Source organism: Sphingobium sp. VMM (genome assembly GCF_056790315.1).
Genome location: NZ_JBXGSI010000019.1, coordinates 89,713 through 108,178 on the forward strand (window position 1 = coordinate 89,713; position 18,466 = coordinate 108,178).

The 18,466-nt window shown below is 62.7% G+C and carries 16 protein-coding genes; 5 read left to right on the plus strand and 11 right to left on the minus strand.

Features of this window, described 5'->3' with window-relative positions:
* Positions 1-109 precede the first annotated feature (109 nt).
* From ACUCV3_RS21260 to ACUCV3_RS21295, 8 genes are all read right to left on the minus strand, one after another.
* A complete protein-coding gene (locus ACUCV3_RS21260; protein WP_048937506.1) occupies positions 110-865 on the minus strand; it encodes a response regulator transcription factor in 756 nt (251 codons plus the stop codon).
* Positions 866-1,115: 250 nt separating this feature from the next.
* A complete protein-coding gene (locus ACUCV3_RS21265) occupies positions 1,116-1,799 on the minus strand; it encodes an HAD family hydrolase (protein ID WP_048937505.1) in 684 nt (227 codons plus the stop codon).
* Positions 1,799-2,845, minus strand: coding sequence for an ATP-grasp domain-containing protein (locus ACUCV3_RS21270; protein ID WP_048937504.1), 1,047 nt, complete (start codon positions 2,843-2,845; stop codon positions 1,799-1,801). Before ACUCV3_RS21270 ends, ACUCV3_RS21265 begins: the two co-directional genes overlap by 1 nt.
* A complete protein-coding gene (locus ACUCV3_RS21275; RefSeq protein WP_048937503.1) occupies positions 2,842-3,525 on the minus strand; it encodes a PIG-L deacetylase family protein in 684 nt (227 codons plus the stop codon). The genes ACUCV3_RS21270 and ACUCV3_RS21275 overlap by 4 nt, the downstream gene beginning before the upstream one ends.
* Positions 3,522-4,355 carry a methionyl-tRNA formyltransferase gene (locus ACUCV3_RS21280; protein ID WP_234415623.1) on the minus strand — a complete coding sequence of 278 codons (834 nt, stop codon included), beginning with the start codon at positions 4,353-4,355 and terminating at the stop codon, positions 3,522-3,524. The genes ACUCV3_RS21275 and ACUCV3_RS21280 overlap by 4 nt, the downstream gene beginning before the upstream one ends.
* Positions 4,356-4,416: 61 nt before the next feature.
* A complete protein-coding gene (locus ACUCV3_RS21285) occupies positions 4,417-5,019 on the minus strand; it encodes a sugar transferase (RefSeq protein WP_048937501.1) in 603 nt (200 codons plus the stop codon).
* On the minus strand, positions 5,019-6,215 hold the full coding sequence (locus ACUCV3_RS21290) for a glycosyltransferase family 4 protein (protein ID WP_048937500.1): 1,197 nt from the start codon (positions 6,213-6,215) through the stop codon (positions 5,019-5,021). The genes ACUCV3_RS21285 and ACUCV3_RS21290 overlap by 1 nt, the downstream gene beginning before the upstream one ends.
* Entirely contained in the window at positions 6,212-7,399 is a 1,188-nt protein-coding gene (locus ACUCV3_RS21295) for a glycosyltransferase (protein ID WP_048937499.1), read from the minus strand. The genes ACUCV3_RS21290 and ACUCV3_RS21295 overlap by 4 nt, the downstream gene beginning before the upstream one ends.
* A 360-nt stretch (positions 7,400-7,759) precedes the next feature.
* On the opposite strand from ACUCV3_RS21295, the gene ACUCV3_RS21300 reads away from it, so the two are divergent.
* Genes ACUCV3_RS21300 through ACUCV3_RS21320 form a run of 5 tightly spaced genes read left to right on the plus strand, consistent with a single transcriptional unit; the run spans position 7,760 to position 13,765 of the window.
* Positions 7,760-9,811 carry a nucleoside-diphosphate sugar epimerase/dehydratase gene (locus ACUCV3_RS21300; protein ID WP_137405212.1) on the plus strand — a complete coding sequence of 684 codons (2,052 nt, stop codon included), beginning with the start codon at positions 7,760-7,762 and terminating at the stop codon, positions 9,809-9,811.
* Positions 9,812-9,823: 12 nt separating this feature from the next.
* Positions 9,824-11,038 carry a DegT/DnrJ/EryC1/StrS family aminotransferase gene (locus ACUCV3_RS21305; protein WP_482241123.1) on the plus strand — a complete coding sequence of 405 codons (1,215 nt, stop codon included), beginning with the start codon at positions 9,824-9,826 and terminating at the stop codon, positions 11,036-11,038.
* Positions 11,035-11,907 carry a sulfotransferase family protein gene (locus ACUCV3_RS21310; protein WP_240700497.1) on the plus strand — a complete coding sequence of 291 codons (873 nt, stop codon included), beginning with the start codon at positions 11,035-11,037 and terminating at the stop codon, positions 11,905-11,907. The genes ACUCV3_RS21305 and ACUCV3_RS21310 overlap by 4 nt, the downstream gene beginning before the upstream one ends.
* A gap of 35 nt (positions 11,908-11,942) precedes the next feature.
* Complete coding sequence (locus ACUCV3_RS21315) at positions 11,943-12,500, plus strand: polysaccharide biosynthesis/export family protein (protein ID WP_004207875.1); 558 nt, start codon at positions 11,943-11,945, stop codon at positions 12,498-12,500.
* 35 nt (positions 12,501-12,535) lie between these two features.
* Positions 12,536-13,765, plus strand: coding sequence for an outer membrane beta-barrel protein (locus ACUCV3_RS21320; RefSeq protein WP_279776207.1), 1,230 nt, complete (start codon positions 12,536-12,538; stop codon positions 13,763-13,765).
* Here the strand turns inward: ACUCV3_RS21320 and ACUCV3_RS21325 are convergent.
* The 3 genes from ACUCV3_RS21325 to ACUCV3_RS21335 are packed head-to-tail and all read right to left on the minus strand — an operon-like array spanning position 13,762 to position 18,439.
* Positions 13,762-14,886: a glycosyltransferase family 4 protein gene (locus ACUCV3_RS21325; protein ID WP_279728858.1), complete on the minus strand. Its 1,125-nt coding sequence runs from the start codon at positions 14,884-14,886 to the stop codon at positions 13,762-13,764. The two genes, ACUCV3_RS21320 and ACUCV3_RS21325, sit on opposite strands and share 4 nt — an antisense overlap.
* A complete protein-coding gene (locus tag ACUCV3_RS21330; protein WP_482241127.1) occupies positions 14,883-16,274 on the minus strand; it encodes an HlyD family type I secretion periplasmic adaptor subunit in 1,392 nt (463 codons plus the stop codon). Before ACUCV3_RS21330 ends, ACUCV3_RS21325 begins: the two co-directional genes overlap by 4 nt.
* Complete coding sequence (locus ACUCV3_RS21335) at positions 16,274-18,439, minus strand: type I secretion system permease/ATPase (protein ID WP_099234542.1); 2,166 nt, start codon at positions 18,437-18,439, stop codon at positions 16,274-16,276. Before ACUCV3_RS21335 ends, ACUCV3_RS21330 begins: the two co-directional genes overlap by 1 nt.
* Between the last annotated feature and the right edge of the window lie 27 nt (positions 18,440-18,466).

The following is an 18,466-nucleotide window of genomic DNA, read 5'->3' on the forward strand; positions in this document are numbered from 1 at the left end:
AACGATATCATTCGAAGGCGGACCTGGAGCAGACAAAGCTCGCTTCAACAGTCGCCCACAGCACGAAACGCCGACGCAGCCCTGGAAAATCCGACTGGCTAGTCGTCACTCAAGCCACGTCGGCCAGCCTTAAAGGGAGGCGCGGTACCGCGGCCGGAGTTACGGCTGGCACGGCCCGGCATGGCGGCTGCTCGCCGTTTTGCTGAACTGGTTCACCCAGCAAACCGCGGCTTAACGCCCAGATTGCGGCCTGCGTCCGATTAACCACATGAAGCTTCCGTAGAATGGATTTGACATGAACCTTCACCGTGGCCTCGGTAATGTTGAGCCGGCGGGAAATGATCTTGTTGGGTTCGCCCCGGATCAGACCACGCAATATTTCTACCTCACGGTCCGACATCTTCACATCTTCAATGCGGCCGTCATTATCGTTCCAGCGCAAATTGGTATCGAGCCCTGCAAGTTCGAAAATGATGCGAGAGGGCACGATCTTTTCGCCGAGTGCGACCAGATTGATCATTGCTGCAAGACTGGCGCAGGATGTGTCTTTGCCAATATAGCCGGCCACACCCGCCTGAAACGCCTGGGCAACCATCGCGCATTCACAATCATGTCCCAGCATGACGATCAATGCCTCGTCCTGGAGCATATGAGCCTCTCGACACATTTCGAGCGTCGCTTCATCGGACGAGGAGGCCATCACCAGAAGGTTGTTCACGCCGTGGCTGTCAGTTTCCAGCGGAATATCGGCCAAATTTCGGAAAACGCCGACGACATCCAACGATCTTTCCGTCAGAATACGTCGCAGGCCTTCGCCTTCGATCTCATTTTGCGTGACGATGATCACTTGCAGTTGATTGCTCAAAGTCGCCTCCGAGAAATTAGGAGCGCCTTCGCTTTCACGCAGCGAACTCGACTATGGCATCAACTGCCAGAGAGCGAGGAACCCCTTCAGAGGGAAAGCCTGCTTTTTGCAGCATCCGGCTTTCCGATCGCGACCCTTCCCTGCCTAAGAGCTATAGTAATCGGAAAAACAATCAAGCTTTTCCAATAGGTGCATTTGAAGGGCAAACTCAAAAGTATTAGTAAATTTTGTAAATTCCTTTGAAGGAAAATCATAATTCACCAAGGTTTTCAATAACCCTTTGTGCATCGCAATGCCGGGCAGGATGGTCTGCATGGTCGATCCGACCCGGCCGCACTATCCTTATGGTACGCCAGCCCAGCGCCTTCGGAGCGATAAAATCCTTCACCGGATTGTCGGCAACATAAGTGAAACAGTGATTCGCCAATCCGAAATATTCCTGCATATGCAGGAAGGCGCGCCGATCCGGCTTCCAATGCGCACGCCCCCAGCGGTCAGTACAGATACCTAGGCTGACACCACGCCGGTACAGATCCAGTGCGCGGATCTTCCGTCTCTGGGCATCGAGATACCCGTCGGTGATGACGCCGATTGCAATATGCGGCGCGATATTCGTCAGAAAATCCGCGGCATCTGGCGCCAGCTCGATAATCGGTCGATGCTGTCGATAGACGGCAAGCATCCGCCCCACCAGGGACGGCGTAGGATCAATGTCCAAGTCGCGCAGGCAGTCATCGAACAACTGTGTCCTGGCACCCGCCTCGAACTTTCGGCGCAGAAAAGTCCCGTATTCGACAAGGCCCAGGCGTTCGCGCGCCCATGCACCTACGGCGCCCAATCCGCTCAGCACATAGTCCCGTTCCAGATAGAGTGTGTCATCAAGGTCGAAGACAAGCACGTGCTCCGGCGCGCACTTCACCCGCGGCCGGGCCATCAGACGAACACGGCATCATCGAACCGGAGCATCAGCATATCGGACTGCCATTCATCATTGGCGGTACGCGGCAAGTTCAGACATTCCTCCAGCATCCACGTCGTGAACTGCGCGCCGGCATGATGCGTCAACGGATAACCGCCGCCGAAGCGGGCATTGATCTCGAACACGAACGGCATCCCGTTCTCGGCCAGACGCACCTGGAAACACAGCGCCCCGCGCGCACCCTTGCACGCAGCGGCGATCTGGCGGGCCATGTCCGCCAGCGGCTGGCTGCGCAGCGTGACCCCTTTTTCCACTTCGCCTGCGCGGACCTTCAATCTTTCATGCGGCACGGCACATTTCAGCCGTCCTTCGGCATCGAAGTAGAGATTGACCGTGAATTCCCGTCCCGGAATGAACTGCTGGACGATATAGGGTTCCTTGGCATCGAGCGTGAGCAATTCGTTCAGCGTCTCGACCATCATGATACCGCGGCTCGAACTCCCGTGGCGCGGCTTGGCAAGCAAGGGAAAGACCATTTCTTCGCGCCCGCGCAAGACATCTTTGGCCGATGCCGTCCGGGGCGTGTGAACGCCTGCGGCGGAGAGGAAGCGGGCTGTCGCCAGCTTGTCGCGCGCCATCGTCACGACCTGCTCGCTACTGACGGCAACATGGCAACCAAGCGCCGCGAACTTGTCCCGGGCACGGGCAAAGGCGATCAGTTCGGTATCGATGGTCGGCACGATCAGGCCGATATTTTCCTGTTCGCATATCTCCAGCATCGCTGGAATGAATGCGGTGCTTTCCGCTGAAGGCGCTGCGAATGCCTTGTCCGCCTCGATACAGGCCGGGCTCCATTCCGGCTGCAAATCACAGCCATAGATACTGAGATCCGCGCCCAGTTGTGCAGCCGACTGGCGGAAGCTGCGCAGCAGACTGACCCGGCGGCCGGCCGAACTCATCATCATGCGCAAGGATCGCCGGGAAGACGCGCGTCGTCCTGAATTTGCCACCAGGGTGACCGCCCCCTCTTGAGTAGGTTCGAAAACGACCGGCATGTTCATGCTACCTCCCTTATCAGGGTGAAAGCCTCGGCCGCCGCGCAGGAAACGCAGGATCCTCTCACCATTGCCAGTGCTCTCAATGTTTCTAGCGACCGTTCATTGGGAAACGGTCGAACCTGCGACCGGAAGCAGGCAAACGCATCCAATTTCTGATCCAGATGGCTGGAGATGTCGATAAAGACATTGGGCTGGAACGCGGGACCAAGATAGGGCGCGGACCAGTTTGTTTCCGACACTGTTTCATAGGCGAGGATGCGCCGGGGATAATCCCGCCCCAACGGACGCGCCGCCACCATGGCCGCATCGAAGACCAGCTTATGATCGAAATGCAGATCGCCCACAAAGGGGACCAGCAACATATCGGGCCGGCTCGTCATAACCGATTTCGCAACGGCGGCATTGAGCGCGGCACGCGATACGCCGTCCAGCCCAGCCGCCGGAAAATCAAGAAACTGTGTCTGGGTGACGCCCAGCAGCCAATGCGCCTGGCGGGCCTCATCGCGCACCTGGTTAGCCTGAGCCTCGTCGAACAACGGCGCCATGCCGCGCGTAACCACCAGGATTTCGACCTGGCACCCCATCGAGACCAGTCGCGCGATCGTTCCCCCACAGCCTAGAACCTCGTCATCGGGATGCGGTGCGATGACCAGCGCCCGCTGCACGGAATCGAGAGCCGTCATCGCGTCATCGGCTCCCGCCCCAAAATGGCGTGGACCGGCAAGGCGCCATCCGCCTTGCAGCACCATTGCGTGACCTGCAGCCCGCCCTCATCGCCGCAGCGCACCGTAAAGCTGCTGTCGGTTCGCTCGACAATCTGCCCCGGCATGGACGCCCTGTAGCGCGACAGGGATACGGGATGCGCCGCCGCGATGACGACCTTGCTGTCGTTCAATATCGTCCAAGCGCCCGGATAGGGCGCGCCACAGGCGCGCACCATGCGCCAGATATCGTCCACCGGCGCCGTCCAATCGATACGGGCATCCTCGGGCCGTCGGCGCGTACCATAGCTGCTGTGCCGCTCGTCCTGCGGCACCCCAGGCGCACGCCCATGGGCCAGTTCGATCAGCATGGGCGGCAATATTTCGGCCAGCATCATCATATGCTTGGCATAGAGAGATTCTGCCGTCTCATCCGATGCGACATGGAAGAAACGCTGTGCCAGGATCGGGCCGCTGTCGACCCCGTCGTCGATCCTGAACAGGGTCGAAGCGGAAATCGGCTCATCGAGCAGGATGGTCCATGGGATGATCGCCCGCCCGCGCAACCGGGGCAGCGGCGCAGGGTGAAAGCCGATCAGGCCGCCGGGCGCGCTGGCCTGCACGCGCGCGCCGCACAGTTGCGACCAGCCGATGACGAAGATGTAGTCGGGCGCGAGATCCTCGATCAACTCGAGACTGGACTGTGCGTTGATGTTCGACACCGTGACGAGCCGCGTCGCCAGCGCCGCCGCATCGCCGGACAAATCCACGAAATCGGAATGACGATGGCCAAGCGTGACCGGCAGGGTCAAGACCGCCGCCAAATCCCATGCCGACGAAGCCGCAAGGCATTTCAGCGCAACGCGCGTGCTCTCAACTGCGCCAACGAGCACCGCTCTCATAGGCCCTCCTTATGGATGTTGGATCGGTTCGCTCCCCCGTCAATGCGACGAGGACGGTGCGCCAGAGTATGTTGATGTCGAGCGACAGGCTGCGATGATCGATATACCAGAGATCGAGCGCCATCTTGTCGGCATCGCTCAGCAGCGTGTTGCCGTTGACCTGCGCCCAGCCGGTGAGCCCAGGCCTGACGGCGCACCGTGCTTGACCAGTTTTCCCGGCCGCCACGATCGTTTCAGGCAGCAACGGTCGCGGCCCGATCAATGCCATATCGCCCGTGAGGATGTGCCATAATTGCGGCAATTCATCGAGCCGCACCGCCCTGAGCGCGCGACCGACCGGCGTCGTCCGGGCCGCATCGGGGAGCAAATGACCGTCCGCATCGTGCATATTCGTCATGGTGCGGAACTTGACCAGCGTGAACAGCCGCCCGTCCCGCGTCACACGGCGCTGTCGGAACAGGATCGGTCGGCCATCGGTCAGGGCGATCACGCCTGCCACTGCGGCCATCACCGGCACGGCCACCAGCAGCCCGACAGCCGATATCCCCACATCGAGAAGCCGGATCGATGACATCACCCTCCTCCCGTCGCAAACGCCCGCACAGGTGCAGCGGATCGATCGGGTTGAACAGGGACGCCCGTCGGATGGGCAACCAGGCCCATCGTGTCGAGCAGCATCGCATTCACCTTCTCGACCGAGAAATGCTCCTCCACCGTCCGCCGTGCCGCCGCGCCCATGGCGACGACCAGCCCCGGATCCGCCGCGATACGCAACATCGCATTGGCAAGTGCCTGGTGGTTGCGCGGCGGGACCAGAAAACCATTCTCCCCCTCGACCACGGGCTCCCTGCAGCCGGGCATGTCGGTGGTGATCACGCCTCGCCCCGTTGCCATCGCCTCCAACAACGTGCGCGGCAGCCCTTCGCGATACCAGCTGGGCAATACGAAGACGCTCGCCTGGGCAAGATGCGGCCGGACGTCCTGCGTCTCGCCGCAATATTCCAGCAGGCCATCCCGGTTCCATTGCGCGATCGTCTCGCGCGAAATGGCGGCAGGATTGCTGTCGAACGGACCGAGCAGGCGGAAACGGATGTCAGGCCGCTCCGCCCGGACCAGACGCGCTGCTTCGGCATAATCATCAAGGCCCTTGTTGCGCAGCAGCCGGGCGATCATCAGGAAGCTCAGCTCCACTTCGGGGAGCGGCTGGCAAGCATAATGATCGAGGTCGACGCCCGATCCGGGCACCTGAATGACCTGGGCGCCCTCATCGATGATGCCATGGGCCAGCATTTCGTGCCGATCGTCGCGATTGAACACGAACACGGCCTGGGCGTGCGCCAGCGCGCGACGATAGAGAAAGGAAACGAGACGCCGGACATGGCGCAGGCGGCCGGACATGTCGTCGCTGAACACATGCCCCAATCCACTCACCATCGCATAAAAGCGCGTCCTGCCGACACAACGGGTCGCCAAACCGCCATAGATGATCGGCTTTTGCGTATAAGCGAGCACGATATCTGGCCGTTCGCGCCACAGCATCACCAGCAGCCAGGAAAAAGTTTGCACGTCGCGAAACGGATTCATCCCCGTGCGCGCCATCGGCATGTGGCGGAAGCGCACGCCCAGCGCGGCGAGCCTCGCCTCGACCGCCGCATCCCGATCAGGAGCACAGGCGATGACCTCATGTCCGTTCGCCACCATCGATGCGAGCAGGCGCCCGCGAAAATTGATCAGCGAGAAAGCCAGGCTGGAGACGACGACGATCTTCATAGCGCCTCGCACTGCATGGCACGCGGCGATGGCCCCGGCTCGTCGCTCTCGATCCGTCCCGCAACCTGTCGAAACAGCGCATCATAGCGCTTCACGACCTGATCGATCGCAAACATCTCGCTGATACGCTGGCGCGCAGCACCGCCCAGCATCACCCGTTCCTCCGGCCGCAAATGGCATAGTTCCATCAACGCCAGCGCGAGGGCTGTCGGATTGCGCGGCGGCACGGTGCGGCCCGTCGCTCCGATGACCCAGCCCGTGTCGCCGACATCGGTACCGACACAGGGTATGGCCTTGGCCATCGCCTCACCCACGATATTGGGGAATCCCTCGCCCCAGGCCGAGGGCAAGGCGAGGATATCGACGCCGCCGAGCCACTGCGCGACATCGCTCCGTTGCCCCGAAAGCGTCCAGTACCCGGTCGGCAAGGCCGAGAGCGCGTCCGCGATCTCCGGCGTCGGCCGGTCCATCCCCTCTCCCACGATCAGCAGATGCGCCGGCATACGGGCGGGATGCAGCCGGGCGAAGGCCGATACCAGATTGGCGGCATCCTTCATTGGATGCGCCCGCGCGACCATCGCGATCACGATGCGGTCGGGCGCGATGCCGAAAATCCGGCGAAGCCGATCCTGGGCCTCCGCCCGCTGCCCGTCCGCGTCCAGATCGAACCCATTGGGGATGACCATCGCCCGCGTGGGATCAAAGCCTATGGCCCGATATTGCTGCATCGCCACCCGGGCATTGTAGATGATCGCCTGCGGCCGCCGTGAAAGCAGCGCCTGGGTCCGCAGGACGAGGCGGGTCAGCCTCTTTTCATGCACATAGCCACCGCCAAGCGAATGACGAACATTCCAGATCACCGGTGCGCCGGTACGCGCCAGCATCGTCGCGCACATGGTCGCCAACTGGGCATGGTGCATCCACGCCATGATCACGTCGGGACGCTCGCGCCGGACAAGCGCAGCCAGCCGGAGCGTCGCCGGCAAGGCGGTCGCAACGCTGGTCATCCCCAAGGCATGGAACCGCACGCCATTGTCCTGCAGGCGCTGGCCGACAAAGCCTGGCGGCATCAGCGAGGCCACCACCACGTCCTGGTCCTGCGCGGACGAATGGTGGAGCAGGCGCATGAGCATCGTCTCGGCTCCGCCCACGTTCAATCCGGTTATGACATGAAGCAGCTTCATGGACGTGCCGGCCCCAAAAAATCGCCCGAAGATGGCTTCGCGACGTGCCCCTGATGGAAGCGTCCCTATTAGATCGAAGCGCAGCGCCAGCCTGCTCGCTATTTTAGGCCCTATCCATGGGGGCAAGGCACCGCGACCGGCAGCACTACTTTTGAGCATGGCAGGGCATTTGGGGGGAGGCGCCCCACCACAAGAGCCATCACCATACCCCTCTTCGGGATGTCCCTATGCCCAGCTTACCGCAGGCGGCCATCGACCTAACCTGTTCAAGGAGGCCGTGTTCGGATGGATCTCGTGGCCTGAGCGCCCGGGCGCTCAGGCGGTCACCGAAACTTGGCTTGCATCGACAAGGGGAAAACCATGCCTGTAGCCGGTGAACTTCGCGCCCTGTTTCGCAAATGGCGCACACCTACCTATATGGCCTATGATTCATGGGCGATAGCAACCTCGCTCGGCATTGCCCTCATCCTGCGCATGAACGGTGCCGTCCCGGAGCATATGGTCGACGGCGCGTTGCACAGCCTGCCGATCTTCATCCTTGTGGGCCTGGTGACCTTTCATTGGAGCGGGCTTTACAACCGCATCTGGCGCCTCGCCTCCCTGCCGGACCTGATCCGGCTGGTCGAGGCCGCGATCCTGGCCATCACCGCAACGATGATCGTCCTGATGCTGAGCCAGGGACAGCGCTGGATGCCCACTTCGGTGCCGTTCATCCAATGCCTGGTCCTGATCTCGCTCCTGTCCGCCGGGCGCCTGTGGCGCCGCGTGCTGCGCAACATGACGCGCGGCCTGAACCGCATCAATCTGCCCGGCATGCGCGACAATGCGCGACGCTCCGACATCGCCGTCAGCCAGCAGCGCGCCCTGATCGTGGGTCATCCCGAATATGTCGAAACCATCCTGCGCCATCTGGAGATGCTGCCGACGCCCCCCTATCTGCCCGTCGGCATTCTCGACCTGGACAGCGGCGAGGCGCATTTGCGGCTGCGAGGCGTGCCGATGCTGGGCGGGGTCGAAGCGATCGAGCATGTCGTGTCGCACCTCACCGCGCGCAATCAGCGGCCCACCTGCATCATCCTGGCCACGGGTCCCGAGGACGTGGTCGGCCCGCAAAAGCTGAAACTGGTCACGGCAGCGCAGACGCTCAATCTGTCCGTCTTGCGTGCACCGCCGGCAACGGAGATCAACAAGCCGCTCGACCTCCAGTTGATCAATCTCGCCGACCTGCTCGACCGGCCCCAGACCCAGCTCGATGCGCAAATCGTCCATCGGGCGATCAAGGGGCAGCGCGTGCTAATAACCGGCGCCGGGGGATCGATCGGTCGGGAACTGGCACGCCAGGTTGCCGTCTTCGAGCCGTCCGAACTGCTGCTGCTCGATTGTGGCGAGTTCAATCTTTATTCGGTCGAAATGGAAATCCGGGAAAATTATCCCGCCATTTCCTGCCATGCGCTGCTCTGTTCGGTGCGGCAGCGGCAACATGTGATGGCCGTTTTTGCCGAATGGAAACCCCATTTCGTCTTTCATGCCGCCGCACTCAAACATGTACCGTTGGTCGAGACCAATGTCTGCGCGGGCGTGCAGACCAACGTGCTCGGCACATGCAATGTCGCGGACGCGGCCAAGCGCCATGGCGTCAGGGCCATGGTCCAGGTGTCGACCGACAAGGCCGTCAATCCGGTCGGCGTGATGGGCGCCACGAAGCGGCTGGGCGAACTTTACTGCCAGGCGCTTGATCTCGAGGGCGCCGGAAATCCCGGTGCACCACGCTTCATGACTGTCCGCTTCGGCAATGTGCTAGGCTCCAGCGGCTCGCTCATTCCCCTGTTCCAGCGCCAGCTGGAGAGCCGCTCGCCGCTCACCGTGACGCATCCGGAAATCACGCGCTTCTTCATGACCGTGCACGAGGCCGTGCAACTCATCCTGCACAGCACCGCACGCGCCATGGAATATGGCCTGAAACGCGGGCGCATCATCGTGCTCGACATGGGCGAGCCGGTGAAGATCATCGACATCGCCCGGCGCATGATCCGCCTGGCCGGCCTCGCCCCCGAACGCGACGTGCCGATCAAGATCGTCGGCCTTCGCCCCGGCGAGAAGCTGTATGAGGAATTGTTCGACGAACGCGAACGCCAACTGCCGTCCGACCTTACCGGCGTGTTCGAGGCCGAACCGGTGCCCGTACCGCCGGCACGGCTGCAGGCCGGCTTTGAGCAATTGGAACGCGCCGTCCTGGCCCATGACCAGGTCGAGGTGCGTCATCTGCTGTTCGAGATGCTGGATGCCGTGACCCGGGAAGCCCCACTGCAGCCCCGCCCTCTGGACAAGGAAAATTGCCTCACGGCGATCAAGAAATCGCCGATCGCCAAGCCGATATGGCCGCAGGACGGCGCCGTGCGCCAGATGCAATAAGGAAGGGAAAGGATGCTGGCTCGCCCCCATCATGACGCCATCCCGCAGCGCTCCATGTCGATCGTGTCGCAATGGCCAGTCTATGCGCCGGACGAGATCGCCGCCGTGACCGGGATATTGGAGACCGGACGCGTCAACGCCCTGCATCATGGCGAATGCTGCGCGGCATTGGAGCAGGGCTTTGCCGAACTGTGCGACATGCCCCATGCCATTGCCCTGGCCAACGGAACGCTCGCCCTGGAAGTGGCGCTAAAGGCGCTGGGCATCGGCCCTGGCGACGAGGTGATCGTCCCCGCACGCAGCTTCATGGCTTCGGCGAGTTGCGTCGTGGCCTGTGGCGCCACCCCCGTCTTTGCCGATGTCGATGAAGTGACTCAGGGGCTCAGCCCCGATACGATCGCCGCCTGCCTGACATCCCAAACTCGCGCGATCATCGTCGTCCATCTGGCCGGCCATCCCGCCCCGATGGAGGAAATCTGCGCGCTCGCCGCAGTCCGGGATATCCGAATCATAGAGGATTGCGCGCAGGCCCATGGCGCGACGCGCCACGGCCGGGTCATGGGTGGGTTCGGCGACGCGGCCGCATTTTCATTCTGTACCGACAAGATCATGTCGACTGGCGGCGAAGGCGGACTGCTGCTGCTGCGCGATCCCGACATATGGAAGCGGGCCTGGGCGTTGAAGGATCATGGCAAGGATCCCGAACTGATGGCGCAGGGGGGCGATGGCGTGTCCTTCCGCTGGCTCCACAATCATTTCGGTAGCAACTATCGGATGACCGAGATGCAGGCCGCGATCGGCGTTGCGCAGCTCAGGAAGCTGCCGACCTGGCTTCGGCAGCGGCGCGACAATGCCCGGATATTGCGGCACATATTGGCAGATATTCCAGCGCTCCGCCTGATCGACCCGGAACCTGGGATCGACCCTGCCTATTATAAATTCTATGCGTTCCTGCGGCTCGAACGGCTGAAGCATGGCTGGTCGCGCGATCGGATCATCGAAACGGCGCGAGAGCTAGGCGTGCCGTGCCAGTCGGGCAGCTGCCCTGAAATCTATCTCGAACGCGCGTTCACCGATGCCGCGATGGGCCCGTCAAACCGACTGCCCGTCGCCAGGCGACTGGGTGAAACCAGCCTGTTGCTGCCTGTCGATCCCAGCCTGTTCGCCGCCGATTGCGTCTATATGGGCAATATCCTGCGCACCGTCATCCAACAGGGAGCCCGATGATGTTTCCGGACGGCCGTCGCCCGCATTTCATCATCATCGGTGCGGTCAAGGGGGCGACCACCTGGATCGCCCATCAGTTGCGCTGCCATCCCAATCTGTGGCTGCCCAAGACCGAACCCCATTATTTCAGCAGTGACTATGCCCGCGGCACGGACTGGTATGCCACGCTGTTCGACGAAGCGCCGCCGGACCGCATTCTTGGCGAAAAGTCGGCTGACTATCTGGCGCATCCCGATGCCGCCGATCGCCTGTTCCAGACGCTGCCCGGAGCACGGTTGATCGTGCAATTGCGCGATCCCGTGCAGCGCGCCTATTCCGATTACTGCATGCTTTACCGGCGCGGGATGGTCGGCGGCGATCCCCGCAAATATCTGCAGGGCCAGCGCAGTGCTGAGCGGCGGTTCCTAGCCAGCGGTCTTTATGCGCGACACCTCGATCGCTTCCTGAAGCAGTTCCCGCGCGAGCAGCTGCATGTGCTGCTCTACGAGGACCTGGCCCATTCCGCCGAACAGATGATCGTCGACATATGCAGACATATCGGCGTCCCTGCCCATATCGCGCCCGATCAGCTGGACAGCCGGAAGAATGACAGCAGCACGCCGCTATTGCCGTTGACGCTGCGACGGCTGCTGCGCCCCATGCGCCCGGCCCTGGACCCGCTGCGGAGCAATCCCGTGCTCGCCAGGGTGCGCGCATCGTTGGCATCACCGGTGCGCTATCCACCACTGGATGGCGAACTGCACAGGATGCTGAGAGCTTATTATCGTGACGATGTTTTGCGGCTGCAGGACATGCTTCAACGGGATCTGGGTACGTGGCTCGGCGGCGGCATTTCCACGCCGGCGGGCGATACGCGTGCTCGCGCCTGAAGCGGCAACCAAGGCCATAAGGACGGGAGGATAGCATGGAAAAGCGCTTGTTGATCTCAATAGCCCTTGCCCTGTTCGCCACGGGACCGGGTGGCTGCGCCGGACCGGAAGCCAAGCTGACGCCGCTGGCCACTGCCGCCCCTACCCCCTATCAGTTGGGTCCGGGCGACCAGGTCCGCCTCAATGTCTATGGGCTGGACATGATGAGCGAGACCTATCTCATCTCGGACACGGGCATGCTGTCCTTGCCGATGGTCGGCAACATCCCGGCGTCAGGCAAGACCGTCGACGGACTGCAGGCCGATGTCGCCGCCGCCTTGCGCGCGCAACAATTGGTGCTCGATCCCAAGGTCAGCGCCCAGATCATCGCCTATCGCCCGTTCTTCATCACCGGCGAGGTGCAAAAGCCCGGCCAATATCCCTTTGTCCCGGGCATGTCGGTGATGACCGCCGTGTCGGTCGCCGGCGGTTTCACTTTCCGCGCCAACACGAAGACGGTGAAAATCACGCGTGCCAATATGGCCGGCAGTGCGACCCAGACCAGTCCGGTCCAGCCCGGCGATCTGATCGAGATTCGTGAAAGCTGGTTCTGAGCGTGTGCCAGAACGGGTCTGGTCGCGCAGCGCGTTTGCGCTGGCGCTATCGTCGCCTGCCGCTCGTGATCGCGTTCGCGCTCGGCGGCTCGCCCCTGGTCGCGCAGGATATCACCCGCACGACCCCGATCGACGATCTCCCGCGCCCCGGCTATGAGCCGCGCACCATTCAAACCGGCGGCTTTGTCATCGAACCCCGGTTGGACCTGGGCGTGCGGTTCGACAACAATATCTTCGCCACCGACGAAAACCGGAAATCCGACACCATTTTTCTGGTGCGGCCAAGCGTGGAGGTGAACCGCGACACCGACACGTCGATGTTCTTCCTGCGCGGCTACGGCGAATTTTCGCGCTACGCCAAGACCTCACAGGAAAATACCGATCAGTTCGGCATTCGCGCAAGCTATCGCAAAGGGTTCGGCGACCGGCACTGGGTGACGGCAACGGCATCCTTTGACCGGACTTTCGACAGACGCGGCGCGCCAGAGGCCAATCCCGACCTGACGCAATCGCCAGCGCTTATCAATGTGACCAACGGCGATCTGGAATATCGCTATGATGGTCCGCGCATCGGCGTGACAGCCACAGCCGGGGTGACGAAGCTCGACTATCTCTCGCTCGAGGATTCCGATCGCGACATGCTGACATATCGCGTGGCGGTGAAGGGACAGGTCAAGCTGTCACAGCGCGTGGCCGTTTTCGTCCAGCCCTATCTCAACGATCGCGAGCCGCGCCTCAAGACAGACCGCAACGGCGTCGATCGCTCGACAACGACCTATGGCGCACTGGCCGGCGTGTCCCTGGAGCTGGGGGACAAGCTGAACGGCAACATCGGCATCGGCATATTTCATTCCAATCCCCGCGACCTGGCACTCGATGCCTTTACCGGCCTGTCCGCCAACGGCCAGCTGACCTGGCGCCCACAGACCCGTACCGCTGTCCGCCTGGATATTTTCCGGGGCGATGTTGCGACAATCCGCGCTGGCGCCATGGGACGGATCGACACGCGTATCGACCTGGGCATCGACCAGGAAGTACGGCACAACCTCATCATGCGCGGGTCTGTCGGGATGCGAAATGTCCATTATCGCGAGAGTTTCGATGCCGATCAGCGCTACTGGACCGGCGAAGGCGGCGCACGCTATCTGCTCAACCGCCATATGTGGATCGAGGCGGTGGCCACCTATACCCGCCGGACAGCCGATACGGCGGCCGACGAATTCAGCAAATGGCAGGGCATGATCCGGTTGGGCCTGACCTATTAGGCGCCGGCGACAGCGCGCACATCGTCGACCAGCCTGTCCCATTGTTCGATGATCGCCGGCGACGCGAAACGGGTTGCCGATTGCCGGGCCGCGATGCCGAGGCGCATGCGCAGCGCAGCATCTCCCATGATCCGGTCGAGCGCGGCCGCCAGCGCGCCGGCATCGCCGTCGGGCACGAGCAGGCCATCGACGAGATTATCGACCATTTCCGCAGGGCCGAAATCGCAATTGAAGGCGACGACCGGCAAGCCCGCCGCCATCGCTTCGCCCAGAACATTGGCAAAGCCTTCATAGCGGGACGACAGGACCATCGCATCCGCCTTGGCCAACCAACCGCCCGGCGTCTCGCTCTTTCCGGGTAGTTCGATACGATGGGAAAGACCGAGTGAGGCGACCTGCCGTTCCAGCATGCCGCGCATTTCCCCCTCTCCCCAGATGCGCAGGATCCAGTCCGGATGCAGGCGCGCGACCTTGGCAAAGGCCTCGATCAGGAGATCGAACCCCTTTTGGTGGGTCAACCGCCCGACCCCCACCAGGACCCGCTGCGCACCAGCCGCCGAGGCAGGCGGTGCGATGGCCTCGATCGGGTTGTGGATGACGCGCGCAAGCGACCGCGCCGACTGAGGCAGACAGTCCAGGCTGGCCCGGGTCTGCATCACGATCCCCGCCGCCCGCGGATACAGCTGTGCCAGCAGCGCATTCCAGGCACTATTGGCATTCTGCGCACGGGGATTATTCCGCTCCGAGACGATGATTTTCCGTCCGGTGCCGATCGCCGCCGTCAGCGTGAGGACGTTGATCTTGGTCAGGAGCGAGATCACGACATCGGGCCGCGCGTCCTTCAGTTGCCGGCGGATAGCAAGAATACGCCGCCCCTGCGCCATCAGAGTCAAAGCGGGGTTGCGTCCGGGCGGAATGTCAAAGCGCCGGATTTCCACTGCGGGGTCGAAGCGGTGATAGACAGGATCCTGCGGCCGATCAAAGGCCATGATCGTCACCCGCCAGCCGCGCGCGATCCAGGCGGAGGAGATGAGGCTGACAACGCGCTCTGCCCCGCCCGCGCCCAGTCCGGCGATCACGAACAGGACATGGCATGGCCGCGGGGCGGGAGCGGCACTCACCGTTCCCGTCCCGCTTCGTCACGCACCGCCTGGAGCGGGCTCAGCAGATAGGAGCCGACGCTGCGCCGACCGGTGCGGATATCGGCCGTCACCTCCATACCCGGCACCAGCTGGACCAGCCGACCGTCGCGGGTATGCCATTGACGGTCCATCGTAATCCTGGCGGTATAGACGAGGCCGAGCTTTTCGTCCTCGACCGCATCGGTGCTGATGCTTTCGATCCGCCCCTCGACCACGCCATGGCGCGTGAAGGGAAAAGCCGCGAGCTTGACGCCCACATCCTGTCCGGCGCGCACAAAACCGATATCCTTGTTGAATATCTTGACCATAGCCACCAGTTGCCCGCGCGCCGGGACGATCAGCATCAGCGGCTTTCCGACTTCCACAACCCCGCCCACCGTGTGCACCGACAATTGGGCAACCGTGCCATCGATCGGGCTGACCAGCCGCTGCAGGGCAGAGCGCCGACTGGCCTTGACCATCTCCTCGCGACGCAAGCGGGCCTCCACCTCGGCCTTTGTCAGATCCTCCAATATCCTGGCGCGGCTCGTCCCGACGGACTGGGTGCGACTGGCACTGGCCTGCGCCATCTGCGCGCGTGCCTTGGCCGCGGTTTCGAGCGCGATCTGCCGATCCCGAGCCAAGCCCAGCCGCTGTCGGCGCATCTCGATCACGCGCAATTTGGAGACATAGCCCTTGGCGAGCAATTTCTGGTTGGCTTCGATCTGTTCGTCCACCAACGGCAGGGTTTCCGCCAGCTTGGTGGCCGACAATGTCGCTTCGGCATAGGTGGCCGAGGCTGCCTGGCGGTCGGCATCATGCGCTCCGGTCTCGCCCATGATGCCCTCCAACTGCGCCCGGGCGAGTGCGATCTGCAGCTCCGTCATCTCCGGCGAGGTGCCCGGCGGCGGCACGAAGCGCAGGCCCTGGCCGTCGAGCGAGGACAGCATGGCCCGCCCCCGTGCCGCATCCAGCTCGGCCGCTTCCAATGCCCTGCGCGCCTGGATCGCGTCGGCCGAGGACATAGTCGGGTCCAGTTCGATCAGCGCCTGGCCGGCATGAACGGACTGGTTGTCCCGCACCAATATGGAGCGCACCACCCCCGCATCGGCAGGCTGTATCAACTTCACATTATCGGCCGGGATCAACTGTCCGGGGGCCGAAGCCACGACGTCGATCTGGCCGAAGATCAGCCATAACAGGGCGACGGCGAGACCCAGCATCAGCAACCACGCCGTATAGCGCGCCGTGGGCGACAGCGGTCGTTCGACGATCTCGATGGCCGCAGGCAGGAAATCGACTTCCTCGGATCGGACCAGCGTGCGCGCCCGCGCCCTTTCGTCACGCCATGCCTGCCGGCTCGTCGCCCATATGCCCTGCGCGCCCATCACACCGCCCGCGCCATGCCGGTCCGCGTCTGGGTCCGATAGAGTTTGGCATAGCGGCCATTGCGGGCGATCAGTTCCTCATGCGATCCGCGCTCGACGATATGGCCCTGTTCCATCGTGACGATGCTGTCGCAATCCCGGATCGCGGACAGGCGGTGGGCAATGATGATGACCGTGCGTCCCGCGGCCATCGCCTTGAGATTGGCCTGCACGATCTCCTCGCTCTCGGCATCGAGCGCCGATGTCGCCTCATCGAAGATCAGGATACGGGGCTTGCTCATCAACGCGCGGGCAATCGCAATCCGCTGGCGCTGGCCACCCGACAAATTGACGCCACGTTCTTCAATCATGCTGTCATAGCCGAGCGGCAACCCCATGATGAAGTCATGGGCACCGGCCAGCCGGGCGGCGGACATCACCTCAGACAAAGGCGCGATCGGGCTGGAAAGCGCGATATTTTCGCGCAGGGTGCAGTTGAACAGCAGATTTTCCTGGAGGACCACGCCGATCTGGCGGCGCAGCCAGGTCGGATCGATCTGCGCAATGTCGATATCATCGATCAGGATGCGCCCGGCTGCCGGGAGGTAGAGGCGCTGAAGCAGCTTGGCGAGTGTGGACTTGCCGGAGCCCGAGGATCCGGCGATGCCCAAAGTCCCGCCTGCAGGCAGGCCCAAATCGATATTCTCCAGCGTCCAGGGGCCTTCATCGCCATAGCGGAAGCGGACGCCCTCGAAGCGGATATTGCCTCTGATCGACGGCAGCGTCGTCCGCGAGGATCCGATCCGCTCGATCGGCGCATCCAGCACCAGCCCCAGTTGCGCCACCGACAGCCGGACCTGCTGAAAGTCCTGCCACAATTGCGCCATGCGGATGACCGGAGAAGACACGCGTTGGGCAAACATGTTGAAGGCGACGAGCGCCCCCACCGTCATCGTGCCCGCGATCACCTGCCCTGCCCCGAAAAACAGGATCGTCGCCGCCCCCAGCTTCGAGATGAGCTGAACCAGCTGGCTGCTGTTGTTGGCAAGGTTGATCGCGCGCTGATTGGACGTGCTGTAAGCCGCCAGCTGCAATTCCCAGCGATGATTCCATTGCGGCTCGACAGCCGCCGCCTTGATCGTCTGCATGCCCGATATGCTTTCGATCAGCAGGGCATTATTGGCCGCGCCTCGATCGAATTTCTCGGCAAGGCGCCGACGCAGCGGCCCTGTCACCATGATCGAGACCGCGACATAGGCCGGTATGGTGAGCAACACGATTCCGGTCAGCAGCGGCGAATAAAGCCACATGGCCAGAAGGAAGACCAGGGTGAACGCCGGATCGATCAGCACCGACAGCGAGGCATTGGTCAGAAATTCGCGGATCGCCTCCAGCTGTCGGACGCGCATCACCGTATCGCCGACACGTCGCCCCTCGAAATAGGTCAATGGCAGGCGCAGCACATGGCGGAACAGGCGCACGCCCAGTTCGACATCGATCTTCTGGCAGGTCTCCGAATAGAGGCGGGTCCGCAACCAGCCAAACCCCACTTCCCAGAAGGACACCAGCACGAAGCCCAGCATCAGCACCTGCAGGGTGGCCAGCGTATTATGGACCAGCACCTTGTCGATGACATTCTGGAAAAAGAGCGGCGCGGCAAGCCCCAGGAGATTGATGCACAAGGTGATGAGCAGAACCTCGCCCACCAGGCGGCGGTAACGCACAATCTGGGGAATGAACCAGCTTATGTCGAACCGCTTCATCTCACCGCCGGTGCCGGCGCGGGTGGCAAGCAGGATCAGCTCTCCGGACCAGATTTCATCCAGCGCTGCCCGATCCAGCGTCTCCACAGGATGCCCGGGCCGCTGGATCAGGACGCCATGCTCCTTGATCCTGCCCATGATGAACCATTGCCCATTGGCCGCTTGCGCGAGCGCCGGTAGCGACAGGCGCTGCAGGCGATCATAATCGGCCCGAACGCTGCGTGCGCGCACGCCGGGCTGACGCTTGCCAAGGCGCAGCAGATCCTTGCTGTCCAATGGATTTGAATGCCCCAGCTCCTGCCGCAATACCTGGGGATCGACGACGACATAGTGCATGGCGAGCAGGGTCGCGAGCGCCACCAGCCCGGTTTCGTCCGGGGGGATCGGGCGCTTCCTGTCTGGATCGATCGTCGCTGCGTTCATCCTCGCCGGCGCCTCATTCTCACTGTC

Excerpts from the sequence above, each read along its gene's own strand:
- ACUCV3_RS21275 (WP_048937503.1), bottom strand. The coding sequence starts at position 3,525 with ATGACGGCTCTCGATTCCGTGCAGCGGGCGCTGGTCATCGCACCGCAT.
- ACUCV3_RS21305 (WP_482241123.1), top strand. The coding sequence starts at position 9,824 with ATGCTGGCTCGCCCCCATCATGACGCCATCCCGCAGCGCTCCATGTCG.
- ACUCV3_RS21270 (WP_048937504.1), bottom strand. The coding sequence starts at position 2,845 with ATGAACATGCCGGTCGTTTTCGAACCTACTCAAGAGGGGGCGGTCACC.
- ACUCV3_RS21335 (WP_099234542.1), bottom strand. The coding sequence starts at position 18,439 with ATGAACGCAGCGACGATCGATCCAGACAGGAAGCGCCCGATCCCCCCG.
- ACUCV3_RS21330 (WP_482241127.1), bottom strand. The coding sequence starts at position 16,274 with ATGGGCGCGCAGGGCATATGGGCGACGAGCCGGCAGGCATGGCGTGAC.
- ACUCV3_RS21300 (WP_137405212.1), top strand. The coding sequence starts at position 7,760 with ATGCCTGTAGCCGGTGAACTTCGCGCCCTGTTTCGCAAATGGCGCACA.
- ACUCV3_RS21315 (WP_004207875.1), top strand. The coding sequence starts at position 11,943 with ATGGAAAAGCGCTTGTTGATCTCAATAGCCCTTGCCCTGTTCGCCACG.
- ACUCV3_RS21285 (WP_048937501.1), bottom strand. The coding sequence starts at position 5,019 with ATGTCATCGATCCGGCTTCTCGATGTGGGGATATCGGCTGTCGGGCTG.
- ACUCV3_RS21295 (WP_048937499.1), bottom strand. The coding sequence starts at position 7,399 with ATGAAGCTGCTTCATGTCATAACCGGATTGAACGTGGGCGGAGCCGAG.
- ACUCV3_RS21310 (WP_240700497.1), top strand. The coding sequence starts at position 11,035 with ATGATGTTTCCGGACGGCCGTCGCCCGCATTTCATCATCATCGGTGCG.
- ACUCV3_RS21265 (WP_048937505.1), bottom strand. The coding sequence starts at position 1,799 with ATGGCCCGGCCGCGGGTGAAGTGCGCGCCGGAGCACGTGCTTGTCTTC.
- ACUCV3_RS21290 (WP_048937500.1), bottom strand. The coding sequence starts at position 6,215 with ATGAAGATCGTCGTCGTCTCCAGCCTGGCTTTCTCGCTGATCAATTTT.